Source organism: Actinophytocola oryzae (assembly GCF_004364325.1).
Classification (GTDB): domain Bacteria; phylum Actinomycetota; class Actinomycetes; order Mycobacteriales; family Pseudonocardiaceae; genus Actinophytocola; species Actinophytocola oryzae.
On sequence record NZ_SOCP01000009.1, the window covers coordinates 293,628 to 308,138 of the forward strand.

At 76.2% G+C, this 14,511-nt stretch carries 1 protein-coding gene (cut by a window edge); it reads left to right on the forward strand.

The window, feature by feature from the left end; all coding sequences use genetic code 11:
* Positions 1-14,511, forward strand: the 5' portion of a protein-coding gene (locus tag CLV71_RS49445) for a type I polyketide synthase (protein WP_133905256.1). The gene runs 14,295 nt beyond the window's last position; only the first 14,511 of its 28,806 coding nucleotides appear in the window; its start codon is at positions 1-3; its stop codon lies off the right edge, out of view.

Consider the following 14,511-nt stretch of genomic DNA (forward strand, 5'->3'; position numbering starts at 1 on the left):
ATGGAGAACGAGGAAAAGCTCCGCTACTTCCTGAAGCGGGTGACGGCGGACCTCCATCAGACGCGGCAGCGGCTGCACGACCTGGAAGAGGGGCGCGGCGAGCCGGTCGCGATCGTCGGCATGGGCCTGCGCCTGCCCGGCGGCGCCGACACCCCCGAGCGGTTCTGGGCGCTGCTCGAGGAAGGCCGCGACGCCGTCACCGGCTTCCCGACCGACCGCGGCTGGGACCTCGGCGCGGTCTACGACCCCGACCCCGAACACCGAGGCACCTCCTACGTCGCCGAGGGCGGGTTCCTGCACGGCGCGGGCGAGTTCGACCCCGCGCTCTTCGGCATCTCGCCGCGTGAGGCCCTGGTCATGGACCCGCAGCAGCGGCTCATGCTCCAGATCAGCTGGGAGGCCCTCGAACGCGCCACCGTCGACCCCACCGCACTGCACGGCACCCGCACCGGCGTGTTCACCGGCGCCAACTACCAGGACTACGCCGAGTTCGTCGCCAGGATGCCCACCGGCGCCGAGGACTACCTGGCCACCGGCACCTCGGGCAGCGTCCTGTCCGGGCGGGTGGCCTACGCGCTCGGGCTCGAGGGCCCCGCGGTCACCGTCGACACCGCCTGCTCCGCGTCGCTCGTCGCCATGCACCTGGCCGCGCAGGCGTTGCGTCGCGACGAGTGCGAGCTGGCGCTGGCCGGTGGCGTCACCGTCATGGCCACCCCCGGCCTGTTCATCGGGTTCAGCCGCCAGCGCGGGCTGGCCGCAGACGGACGCTGCCGGTCGTTCGCGGCCGCCGCCGAGGGCACCGGCTGGGGCGAGGGCGCCGCGGTGCTCGTGCTCGAACGGCTCTCCGACGCCCGGCGCAACGGCCACCCCGTGCTCGCCGTGCTGCGGGGATCCGCGGTCAACTCCGACGGCGCCTCCAACGGCCTCACCGCACCCAACGGACCATCCCAGGAGCGGGTCATCCGGGCCGCCCTGGCCGACGCGGGTCTGCGTCCGTCCGAGGTGGACGCCGTCGAGGCGCACGGCACCGCGACCGTGCTCGGCGACCCGATCGAGGCCGCCGCCCTGCTCGCCACCTACGGCCAGGACCGCGACGAGCCGCTCTGGCTGGGTTCGGTGAAGTCCAACATCGGCCACACCCAGGCCGCCGCCGGCGTGGCGGGCGTGATCAAGATGGTGCTGGCGCTCAACCACGGCCTCCTGCCACGGACCCTGCACGTGGACCGCCCCACCGACGCCGTCGACTGGACCGCCGGGTCCGTCGAGCTGCTCACCGAGGCCCGCCCGTGGCCGGAGCACGACCGGCCCCGCCGCGCCGGCGTGTCCTCGTTCGGCCTGTCCGGCACCAACGCGCACGTGGTCGTCGAACAGGCCCCGGCACCGGACGACGAAGACCCGACGGGCGCATGGCAGGCACCCGCGGTGCCGATCGTGTTGGCCGGCCGCACCGAGGACGCCCTGCGCGCACAGGCAGCCGCGCTCCTGACCGCCGCGACCGACGAGCTTCCCCTGAAGGACCTCGGTTTCTCACTCGCCACCACCCGTGCCGCCCTGCCGCACCGGGCCGCGGTCGTCGCGAGCGACCACGACGGGCTCCGCGCCGCGCTCACCGCGTTGCGCGACGGCGAACCGACCGTCGCCAGAGTGGGCGTCGCGAAGGCGGGTCACTCCGCGTTCGTGTTCACCGGCCAGGGCACCCAGCGCCACGGCATGGGGCGCGAGCTGCGGGCCGCGTTCCCGGTCTTCTCCCGTGCGTGGGACGAGGTGTGCGCGGAGCTGGACCCGCTGCTGCCGACGCCCCTCGACGAGGTGCCCGCCGAGCGGGTCGACGACACCGTCTTCGCCCAGGCCGGCCTCTTCGCCGTCGAGGTCGCGCTCCACCGGCTGCTGGAGTCGTGGGGCCTGCGACCGGACTACCTCGTCGGCCACTCCATCGGCGAGCTGGCCGCCGCACACGTGGCCGGGGTGCTGTCACTGCCGGACGCGTGCACACTGGTCGCCGCCCGCGGCACGCTCATGCAGGCACTGCCCGGCGGCGGCGCCATGCTCGCGGTCGAGGCGGCCGAGGACGACCTCGCCCCGCTGCTGTCCGCCGACCTCGCGCTCGCCGCCGTCAACGGACCCACCGCCGCCGTGCTCTCCGGCATCGAGCAGGCCGTGGCCGCCGCCGAGGCCGGGTTGCGTGAGCGCGGGGTGCGGGTCTCCCGCCTGCGGGTCAGCCACGCCTTCCACTCACCGCTGATGGCACCCGTGCTCGCCGAGTTCGAGCGGGTGGCCGCAGGCCTCACGTTCGCGCCGCCGCGCGTCCCGATCGTCTCCACGGTCACCGGCCGCGTCGCCACCGCCGCGGAGCTGGCCGACCCCGCCTACTGGAGCGGCCAGGTCCTAGGCACGGTCCGCTTCGCCGACGCGTTGGGCTGGCTCGCCGAGCGGGACGTCTCCCGGTTCGTCGAGCTGGGCCCGGACGCCGCGTTGACCGCGTTCGCCGCGGACCACGGCACCGCCGTCGCCACCCAGCGCCGCGACCGCCCCGAGCCGGTCACGCTGCTCACCGCACTCGCCGACGTGCACGTGCGGGGCTGGTCCCCGGACTGGACCTCGGTCTTCGCCGACAGCGGCGCCCGCACCGTCCCGCTCCCCACCTACGCCTTCCGCACCCGGCACTACTGGATCGACGTGCCGCTCGGACCCGCCGCGGGCGACCCGGCCGCGCTCGGCCTGGGTACCGCGGGCCACCCGCTGCTCGGCGCCTCGGTCGCGCTGGCCGACGGCGACGGCCGCGTCCACACCGGCACCCTGTCCACCCGCACCGCGCCGTGGCTCGCCGACCACGTGATCATGGGTGCGGTCCTGCTGCCCGGCACCGCGTTCGTCGACCTGGCCGTGCGGGCGGGCGACGACGTGGGCTGCGGGCTGGTTGACGAACTGACCGTCGAGACCCCGCTGGTGCTGCCCGCCGACGCGTCCGTGCGGGTGCAGGTCGTGGTCGGCGGCGCGGACACCGCCGGCCGCCGCCAGGTCGGCGTGTACTCCCAGCCCGACGGCGTCGAGGGCTGGACCCGGCACGCCGCGGGTGTGCTCGTCCCGGCCGACCCGCTGGCCCGCGAGTCGCTGACCGCGTGGCCACCGGCAGGCGCCGAACCGGTCGACCTGTCCGGCCACTACGCGGCCCTGGCAGGCGCCGGGTTCGACTACGGCCCGTCGTTCCAGGGCCTGCGCGCGGCGTGGCGGTCCGGCGAACGGGTCTACGCCGAGGTCGCGCTGCCCGGCGGGCAGGACCCGGCCGGCTACGGGTTGCACCCCGCGTTGCTGGACGCCGCACTGCACGTCCTCGGCGCGGTCGGCGCCGGCACCGGCGAGGGCAGGCTGCCGTTCGCCTGGTCCGGGGTCGCACTGCACGCCACCGGCGCCACCGCGTTGCGTGTCCGGCTGGACCCGGCAGGCCCCGGCGCGGTGTCGCTGGTCGTGGCCGACGACACCGGGGCACCCGTCGCCTCGGTGTCCGCACTGGCGTTGCGGCCGGCGAGTGCCGCGGGGCTGCGTGCCGCACGCGCCGGCCACCCGTCGCTCCACGGCCTGGACTGGGTCGCCGTCCCCGCGCCCGCCGCCGTCGCACCGACCGGCGCGGTCCTCGGCACGGCCGGCAATCCACTCGCCGCGGCACTCGGCGTCGAGCCCGTCGCTCTCGCCGCCCTGACCGACGTCCCGCCGCTGGTGTTCACGCACGCGGGCGCCGAGGGGGCGTTCCCGGCCGCCTGCCGGGCCGCGCTCACGCACGTCCTGTCGCTGCTGCACGACTGGCTCGCCGACGACCGGTTCGCCGGCTCCCGGCTCGTGGTGGTCACCACGGGAGCCGACCCGGTCGCCGGCGCGGTCGGCGGGCTCGTGCGGGCCGCGCAGGCCGAGCACGCGGACCGGTTCCTGCTGGTCGACCTCGACGACCTCGACGCCACCGCCCTCGGCGTCGCGGTCGGTGTCGGCGAACCCCACGTCGCCGTCCGCGCGGGGGTCGCGCACGTGCCCCGGCTGGGTCGCGTGCCTGCGGTCGATCCGTCGGTGGCCTGGGACGACGGCACCGTGGTCGTCACCGGCGGCACCTCGGGGCTGGGTGCGCTCGTCGCCGGGCACCTGGTCGCCGAGCACGGCGCACGCGACCTGCTCCTGGTGTCCCGCCGCGGCCGGGAGACCCCCGGCGTGGCCGCACTGGTCGCCGAGCTGACCGACGCGGGCGCCGACGTCGAGGTGGCCGCCGCCGACGTGGCCGACCGCGACGCCGTCGCCGCACTGCTCGAAGGCCGCGACCTCGCCGCGGTCGTCCACGCGGCCGGTGTGCTCGACGACGCCACGGTCGAGTCGCTGACCCCGGACCGGTTCGACGCCGTGCTGGCGGCCAAGTCCGACGCCGCCTGGGTCCTGCACGAGCTGCTGCCCGACGTCCCACTGGTGCTGTTCTCGTCCATCGCGGGCATGTTCGGCGCCACCGGCCAGGCCAACTACGCCGCCGCCAACAGCGCCCTCGACGCCATCGCCGAGCACCGCGTGGCCGCCGGCATGCCCGCGGTGTCCATCGCCTGGGGCACCTGGGCGGAGGCAGGCGGCATGACCGGCACCCTCGACGAGGCCGCCGTGGAGCGGCTCACCCGAACCGGCCTCCCGCCGCTGACCGCGGCCCTCGGTCTCGAGCTGTTCGACGCCGCCCTCACCGCGGGCCGGGCCGTGACCGCCGCCGTGCGGCTGGACCTCGACACCCTCGCCGGTGTCGACCCGGTCCCGCCGATCCTGCGCAGGCTGGTCCGCCCCGCCCGGCGCGTCGTGCACGCCGACCGCTCCGCCACGACCCTGGCCGACACCCTCGCGGGCCGCACACCGGCACAACGCCGCCGCGCACTGCTCGACCTGGTGCGCGGCCACGTCACCACCGTGCTCGGCTACCCGACGGGCGCCACGGTCGACGCCGACCAGGCGTTCACCGAGCTGGGCTTCGACTCGCTGACCGCGGTCGAGCTGCGCAACGCGCTGACCTCGGGCACCGGCCTGCGCCTGCCCGCGACGCTGATCTTCGACTACCCGACCGTCGAGGACCTCGCGACGCACCTGGCCTCCCAGCTCACCGGCGAGCCGGCCGGCGGGGACACCCCCATCCCCGCCGGCCCGGCGACGGTCGCCGAGCACGACGACCCGGTCGTGATCGTCGGCATGGGCTGCCGCTACCCGGGCGGCGTCACCTCGCCGGACGAGCTGTGGGACCTCGTGGCCGCGGGCGGCGACGGGGTGACCGAGTGGCCGGACAACCGGGGCTGGGACCGCGCCGGGCTCTACCACCCCGACCCCGACCACCTCGGCACCAGCTACACCCGCGCGGGCGGGTTCCTGCACGACGCGGGCGCGTTCGACCCCGACTTCTTCGGCATCTCCCCGCGTGAGGCACTGGCCATGGACGCCCAGCAGCGGCTGCTGCTGGAGACCGCGTGGGAGGCCGTCGAACGCGCGGGCATCGACCCGCTCTCGTTGCGTGGCAGCCGAACCGGCGTGTTCGCGGGCCTGATGTACTACGACTACGCGGCGGGCAAGGAGTTCCCGCCGGACGTCGAGGGCTACCTCGGCACCGGCACCGCGGGCAGCGTGCTGTCGGGCCGTCTCGCCTACACCATGGGCCTGGTCGGCCCCGCGCTCACCGTGGACACCGCGTGCTCGTCGTCCCTGGTCGCAACCCACCTCGCCGTGCGGGCACTGCGGGCGGGGGAGTGCACGCTCGCGCTGGCCGGCGGGGTGACCGTGATGTCGACGCCGGGCACGTTCGTGGAGTTCTCCCGGCAGCGCGGGCTGGCCGGGGACGGGCGGTGCAAGTCCTTCTCCGACAGCGCCGACGGGGTCGGCTGGTCCGAGGGTGTCGGCGTGCTCGTGCTGGAGCGGCTGTCCGACGCGCGCCGCAACGGGCACCGGGTGTGGGCCGTGGTCCGCGGCTCGTCGGTCAACTCCGACGGCGCGTCGAACGGCCTCACCGCACCGAACGGGCCGTCGCAGCAGCGGGTCATCCGGGCGGCGCTGGCCGACGCGGGCCTCGCACCGTCCGACGTGGACGTCGTGGAGGCGCACGGCACCGGCACCACGCTGGGTGATCCCATCGAGGCGCAGGCACTGCTGGCCACCTACGGCCAGGACCGGGACCAGCCGCTGCTGCTCGGCTCGGTCAAGTCGAACCTCGGCCACACCCAGGCCGCCGCCGGGGTCGCCGGGGTGATCAAGATGGTCTACGCCATGCGGCACGGCCGGCTCCCGGCCACGCTGCACGTCACCGAGCCGTCCACCCACGTCGACTGGACCGAGGGCGCGGTCGCGCTGCTGACCGAGTCCGTGTCCTGGCCGTCGGTGGGGCGTCCGCGCCGGGCCGGGGTGTCGTCGTTCGGCATCAGCGGCACCAACGCCCACCTCGTGATCGAGCAGGGCGAGCCGGACCCCGAGCCGCTCGCCGACCAGGCGCGGGCCGCGCTGTGGCCGCTGTCCGCACGGTCGGCCGCCGCGCTGCGTGACCAGGCCGCCCGCCTGCTCGCGATGCCGCCAGCGGACCCGGCGGCGGTCGGCCACTCGCTGGCCACGACCCGCGCCGCGTTCGACCACCGGGCCGTCGTGGTGGCACGCGACCACGACACCGCGGCGGACGCGCTGGCCGCACTCACCGCGGGCGCCGAGCACCCCGACCTGGTGCGGGCGGTCGCCGAGCCGGACCGGGTGACCGCGTTCCTGTTCGCCGGGCAGGGCGCCCAGCGGTCGGGGATGGGCCTGGCGCTTGCCGAGCGGTTCCCGGTGTTCGCCGACGCGCTGGCCGAGGTCGGCGCCGAGCTGGGCATGCCGTCACTCCTGTCGGGCGACCTGACCGCGACCGAGGGCGCCCAGCCCGCGTTGTTCGCGGTCGAGGTCGCGCTCTACCGGCTGGTGGCGTCGTGGGGTCTGCGGCCGGACTACCTGCTCGGGCACTCGGTCGGCGAGATCGCGGCCGCGCACGTGGCAGGCGTGCTGTCGCTGCCCGACGCGTGCCGGCTGGTCGCCGCGCGTGGCCGGCTGATGGGGGCGCTGCCGGCCGGGGGCGCGATGGTCGCCGTGCGTGCCGCCGAGGCCGACGTGCTGCCGCTGCCGGTCGGGGTGTCGGTCGCCGCGGTCAACGGGCCGGAGTCGGTGGTGCTCTCCGGTGACGCCGACGTGCTGGGGGTGGTCGTCGACCGGCTCGGCAGGCAGGCCACCTGGCTGCGGGTCAGCCACGCGTTCCACTCGACCCTGATGGACCCGATGCTCGACGAGTTCCGCTCGGTGCTGGCCGGGGTGGAGTTCGGCGAGGCGACGATCCCGGTCGTGTCGACGGTGACCGGCGAGCCGGCGGCACTGGACTCGGTGGACTACTGGGTCGACCAGGTCCGGGCCACGGTCCGCTTCGCCGACGGTGTCCGGTGGCTCGGCGAGCACGGGGTGACCACCCTGCTGGAGCTCGGCCCGGACGGCTCGCTGACCGCGTTGGCCCAGGCGTGCTTCGACGGCACCGCCGTGGCGTGCCTGCGCAAGGACCGCGGCGAGGAGGACGCGCTGCTGCGGGCCGCCGCCACCCTGTACGCGTCGGGCGTCGACCTCGACCCGGCCGCGCCCTCCGGTCCGGCCCGGCGCGTCGACCTGCCCACGTACGCGTTCCAGCACCAGTGGTTCTGGCCCCTCCCGGCCCGCGCGACCGGCTCCCCGGCCGCGCTCGGACTGGCCGCGGGCGGCCATCCGCTGCTCACCGCGAGCACCGAGCTGCCCGACCGGGACGGTCACCTGTTCACCGGCAGCCTGTCCCTCGACCAGCAGGCGTGGCTCGCGGGACACCGCGTCGCGGGCACGGTCCTGGTGCCCGGCACCGCCATTCTCGACCTGGCCCTGCACACCGCGGCCCACGTCGGTGCGGCGGCCGTCGCCGAGCTGACCCTGCACACCCCTCTGGTCGTGCCCGCCGACACCACGCTGCAGCTCCGCGTCACGGTCGGCGCCGAAGAACTGTCCGTGCACACCCGTCCCGCCGACGCCCTCGACGACCCGTGGACCCGGCACGCCACCGGCCTGCTCCACCGCGACCCGCCGCCGGTCGAACCCACCGGCGCCTGGCCGTCGGGAGCCGAGGAGATCGGCACCGACGGCGCCTACGAGCGCTTCGCGGCCGACGGGTTCGACTACGGGCCCCTGTTCCAGGGCCTGCGGCGGGTGTGGCGCCACGGCGAGGAAGTCCTTGCCGAGGTGGCGTTGCCGGACGGCCAGGACGCGGCGGGCTTCGGCCTGCACCCGGCGCTGCTCGACGCCTGCCTGCACGCCACCGCGCTGGCCGCCCCGGAGCCGTCCCTGCCGTTCGCGTGGACCGACGTCACCCTGCACACCCCGGGCGCCACGGCGGTCCGCGCCCGGTTGACCCCGACCGGCTCCGGCTTCCGGCTGACCCTCACCGCGCCCGACGGCACCCTCGTCGCCACGGTCGGATCGATCGCGCTGCGTCCCGTGCCCGCGGACCTGGGCCGCCCGACACTGCCGCTGTACGCCGTGGACTGGGTACCGGCCCCGACCGCGACCAGTGCCGGCGAGGTCACCGTTCTGCGTGTGACGGGCGAGGACACCGACGTCGTGGTCGAGACCCACCGCCTGGTGACCGAGACCTGGCGGCGGCTGTGCGACTGGCTGGACACCGCCGAACCGGACGCACGCCTCGCCGTCGTCACGCGTGGCGCCGTCGACCCGGTCACCGACCTCGCCGCCGCCGCGGTGTGGGGCCTGGTCCGCACCGCCCAGACCGAGTACCCCGACCGCTTCCTGCTCCTCGACGACGACGGCTCCGCCGGGCCCGACCTGCCCGCCGACCCGCAGGCCGCCGTCCGTGACGGCCGGGTCCTGGTGCCCCGGCTGCGCCGACAGGAACCCGGCACGTCACCCATCCCGCTCGCCGGACCCGTGCTGGTCACCGGCGGCACCGGCGGGTTGGGTGCCGTGCTCGCCCGTCACCTCGTTGCCACACAAGGGGTTCGCGAGCTGGTGCTGGTCGGGCGACGCGGCCCCGACACCCCCGGCATCGCCGAGCTGGTCACCGAGCTGACCGAGGCCGGTGCCGAGGTCACCGTGGTCGCCGAGGACGTGACCACGCCCGGTGTCGCGGCCGGGCTGGTCGCCGCGCACGCGCCCGGCACGATCGTCCACGCGGCCGGGGTGCTCGACGACGCCACCCTGCCCACCCTCACCCCCGAGCGCATCTCCGGCGTGCTGGCACCCAAGGTCGACGCCGCCTGGCACCTGCACACCGCCGCCCCGGACGTCCCGCTGGTGCTCTTCTCCTCCGCGGGCGGGGTGTTCGGCGCCGCGGGACAGGCCAACTACGCCGCCGCCAACGCCTTCCTCGACGCGCTCGCCCAGCACCGCCACGCACTCGGCCTGCCGACCGTCTCGCTCGCGTGGGGCGCGTGGACCGAGGGCATGGCCGGTGCCAGGGACCGGATGGCCCGCCTCGGCCTGCCCGCCCTCACCACGGACCAGGGCCTCGCGCTCTTCGACGCCGCCATCGCCGCGGGCCGCGCCACGACCGTCCCAGCCCGGCTCGACCTGCCCGCGCTGCGTGCGCTCGGCGACCTCCCGCCGCTGCTGTCCGGGCTGGTCCGTGCCCGGCCCGCGTCCCGGCCCGCCGGGCTCGACCGCCTCACGGGCACCGAACGCCGCGAGGTCGTCGAGGACCTCGTCCGAGGCCAGGTCGCACTCGTCCTCGGCCACGCCGGTCCCGAGCTGGTCGACCCCGGACGCCCGTTCTCCGACCTCGGCTTCGACTCGCTGACCGCCGTCGACCTGCGCAACCGTCTGGGCACCGCCACGGGACTGCGGCTGCCGACCACGCTCGTGTTCGACCACCCGACGGTCACGGCGCTCGCCGAGTTCCTGCTCACCGAGCTGTACGGGGCAGGCGGCCCGGTCACCGAGGCCCCCGTGCGCGCGGCGACCGACGACGACCCGATCGTGATCGTCGGCATGGCCTGCCGCTACCCGGGCGGCGTGGCGAATCCGGACGACCTGTGGCGGCTCGTCGCCGACGGCGTCGACGCGACCGGCGGGTTCCCCACCGACCGGGGCTGGGACCTCGACGCGTTGTCCCGCCCGGACGGACCCGGCACCTCCACCACCCGGCGCGGCGGCTTCCTGCATCAGGCGGCCGACTTCGACGCGGCGTTCTTCGGGATGAGCCCGCGTGAGGCGCTCGCGACCGACGCGCAGCAACGCCTGCTGCTGGAGGTGAGCTGGGAGGCGGTCGAGAGCGCGGGCATCGACCCGGTGTCGTTGCGGGGCAGCAGAACCGGGGTGTTCGGCGGCGTCATGTACAACGACTACCTCGCCGCGCTCGGCACCGGCGGCGAGTTCGAGGGCTTCGCGGGCAACGGCAGCGCGGGCAGCATCGCCACCGGCCGCGTCGCCTACACCCTCGGCCTGGTCGGCCCGGCCGTCACCGTCGACACCGCGTGCTCGTCGTCGCTCGTGGCCATGCACCTCGCCGCGCAGGCACTGCGGTCGGGGGAGTGCGACCTCGCCATCGCGGGCGGCGTCACCGTCATGTCGACCCCCGGCACGTTCGTGGAGTTCTCGCGCCAGCAGGGCCTCGCGCCCGACGGCCGCTGCAAGGCGTTCTCCGACAGCGCGGACGGCGTCGGCTGGTCGGAGGGCATCGGCCTGGTCCTGCTGGAACGGAGGTCCGACGCGGTCGCGAACGGCCACGAGATCCTCGCGGTCGTCAGGGGAAGCGCGGTCAACTCCGACGGGGCGTCCAACGGCCTCACCGCGCCGAACGGTCCGTCGCAGCAACGGGTCATCCGCGCGGCGCTGGCCGCCGCCGGTCTGTCAGCGTCCGACGTGGACGTCGTGGAGGCGCACGGCACGGGCACGACGCTCGGTGACCCCATCGAGGCGCAGGCGCTCCTGTCCACCTACGGCCAGGACCGCGACGAGCCGCTGTGGTTGGGCTCGGTCAAGTCCAACCTCGGGCACACCCAGGCCGCGGCGGGTGTGGCTGGTGTGATCAAGATGGTGCGGGCCATGCGGCACGGCACCGTCCCGGCGACTCTGCACGCCGCCACCCCGTCCGCCCACGTCGACTGGACCGCCGGTTCGGTGGAGCTGCTCACCGAGCCGCGCCCGTGGCCCGGGACCGACCGGCCGCGGCGGGCCGCCGTGTCCTCGTTCGGCATCAGCGGCACCAACGCCCACGTCATCCTCGAACAACCCGCCGCGAGCGACGTACCGGCCCACGCGGAGGAGACCTGGCCGCGGTTCTGGCCGCTCTCCGCGAAGACCGAGCAGGCACTGCGTGGCCAGGCCGCCCGCCTCCTCGACATCGACGCCCACCCGGCCGACCTCGGCTGGTCACTGGCCACCACCCGCGCCAGGTTCGAACACCGGGCCGTGGCACTCGACCGGGCCGGTCTCGCCGCGCTCGCCGCGGGGGAGTCCGCGCCCACCCTCGTCACCGGATCGGCCAGGACCACGCCGCCACTCGCGTTCCTGCTCGCCGGACAGGGCAGCCAACGGTCCGGGATGGGTCGCGAGCTGGCCGCCGCGCACCCGGTGTTCGCGCAAGCGCTGGCCGAGGCGACCGCCGCGCTCGGCGTGCCGATCGACCACGACCGGCTCGACGACACCGAACACACCCAGCCCGCCCTGTTCGCCATCGAGGTCGCGCTCGGCCGGCTCCTGGCGCACTGGGGCCTCCACCCCGCCGTGCTGGTCGGCCACTCGGTCGGCGAGATCGCCGCGGCCCACCTCGCCGGCGTGCTCTCCCTCGCCGACGCCGCCCGGCTCGTGGTCGCCCGCGCCCGCCTGATGGCCGCACTGCCCGCGGGCGGCGCCATGGTCGCCGTCGCCGCCACCGAGGAGCAGGTCCGCGACCACCTCGGCGCCGACGTCTCGCTCGCCGCGGTCAACGGCCCCGCCGCGCTCGTGCTGTCCGGCGCGGAGGCACCCGTGCTCGCCGCCGCGGACGCGCTCGCCGCCGCCGGGCACCGCACCCGCAGGCTCGCGGTCAGCCACGCGTTCCACTCTGCCCTGATGGAGCCCATGCTCGACGAGTTCGCCGCCGCCGCGGCCGGGCTGACCTACCACGAGCCGGCCGTCCCGGTGATCTCCACGGTCACCGGCGACCGCGCCGACCTCGCCACACCCGAGTACTGGGTGCGTCAGGTCCGCGCCACGGTCCGCTTCGCCGACGCCGTGCGTGCCGCGGTCGCCACGGGCGCCACCACCCTGGTGGAGCTGGGTCCCGACGGCTCGCTGTCCGCCGCGGCCCAGGCCACCGCGGGAGGCACCGCCCACGCCGTGCCGCTGCTGCGCCGCGACCGGCCGGAGCCCGACGCCTGCGCCACCGCCCTCGCCCGCCTGCACGTGCTCGGCGTGGAACCGGACTGGACCGCGCTGTTCCCGGGCGCCCGCGCCGTGCGGCTGCCCACCTACGCCTTCGCCCACGAGCGGTACTGGCCGACCCCGTCCCCGGGCCGGGCCACCGACGTGGCGGCCGCCGGCCTCCGCGCGCCGGGGCACCCGCTGCTCGGCGCCGTGGTCGAGCTACCGGACGGCGACGGGATCGTGGCCACCGGCAGGCTCGCCCGCCACACCCACCCCTGGCTGACCGACCACGTCATCGCCGGCACCACGCTCGTCCCCGGCGCCGCCCTGCTCGAGCTGGTGTTGGCCGCCGCGGCCGAGGTCGGCTGCGACCGGGTCGACGAGCTGACCCTCCACACGGCGCTGCCCGTGCCGGACACGGCGGTCAGCGTGCGGGTCACCGTCGGCGCGGACGCGGACCGCCGTCCGGTCGCGGTCCACGCCCGCACCGGCGACGAGCCGTGGACGTCCGTCGCGTCCGGCTATGTCGCCACCGCGGGTGACGCGGAGCCGGTCGCCCCGGTCGGCGAGCCCGCGGACACCGTGCCGGTCGACGAGCTGTACGAGTCGCTGGCCGCGGGAGGTTTCGCCTACGGCCCCGCGTGCCGGGGACTGACCGCGGCCTGGCGTGCCGGCGCGACGGTGTGTGTCGAGGTCAGGACCGGCGACGCCGACGGCTTCGGCGTGCACCCGGTGCTCCTGGACAGCGTCCTGCACGCGGTGTCCCTGCTGGCACGTCCCGAGCTGACCGGCGCGCTGCCGTTCTCGTGGCGGGGCGTCACCCTCCACGCCACCGGCGCGGCCGCGGCCCGCGCCCGGCTCGTGCCCACCGGCCCCGACGAGGTGGCAATACACCTGACCGACGTCGACGACGAGCCCGTCCTCACCGTCGAGGGCCTGGTCCTGCGGGCCCCCCGCACCTCGGGTGACCTGCTGCACCTCTCCTGGGAGCCGGTCGAGGCACCCGCCGCCGTCACCACCGACTGGGCCGCGCTCGGCGACCCCGACGACCACCCCGACCTCGCCCTCGCCACCACCCTGCACACCGACCTGGACAGCCTCCGGACCGCACCACCCGGCCTCGTCGTCGCCCCGGTCCCCCTCGACGACACCGACCCGCCGACGGCCGTCCGCCGAGTCACCGCGGCCGTCCTGACGCTCCTGAACGACTGGCTGGCCGACCCCGCGCTGGCCGCGACCACGCTCGTCGTCGCCACCCGCTCCGGCGAGCAGGCACACGCCGCCGTCACCGGCCTCGTCCGCGCCGCCCAGACCGAGAACCCCGGCCGCGTCCAGCTCGTCCACACCGACCGCCGGGCCGTCGAGGCACTCGGCGGCGCGGCCACCGGCGAGCCGGAGACCCGTGTCGCGAACGGCGAGGTGCTGGTGCCCCGCCTCACCCGTGCCTCGGCACCCCGCACGACCCCGTGGCCGGAGGGCACCGTCCTGATCACCGGCGGCACGGGCGCCCTCGGCCAGGCGGTGGCCCGGCACCTGGTCGCCACCCACGGTGTGCGGCGCCTCGTGCTGGCCGGCAGGCGCGGCACCGCCGAGGGGCTCGACGACCTGGCCGGGCACGTCACCGTCGCCGCCTGCGACGCCGCCGACCGCGACCAGCTCACCGCCCTGCTCGCCGACATCCCGGACCTCGCGGCGGTCGTGCACGCGGCCGGTGTCCTCGACGACGGCGTCCTCGGCTCCCTCACCGCCGAGCGCCTCGACACCGTCCTGGCCCCCAAGGTCGACACCGCGTGGCACCTGCACGAACTGACCTCGGTGCCCCTGGTGCTGTTCTCCTCCGCGGCGGGCACCCTCGGCGCGGCCGGCCAGGCGAACTACGCCGCGGCCAACACGTTCCTGGACGCGCTCGCCGAACACCGCCGCGCCCTCGGGCTCCCGGGCGTCGCGCTGGCGTGGGGTGCGTGGGAGGACGGCATGGCCGCCGGCCTCGACACCGCCGCACGAGCCAGGGTCGCGGGCTCCGGCCTGCCCGCACTGCCGACCGACCAGGCCCTCGCGCTGCTCGACGCCGCACTCGGCGCCGACGAGGCCACGCTGGTGCCGCTGCGGGTCGACCCGGTCGCACTTCGTGCCGCG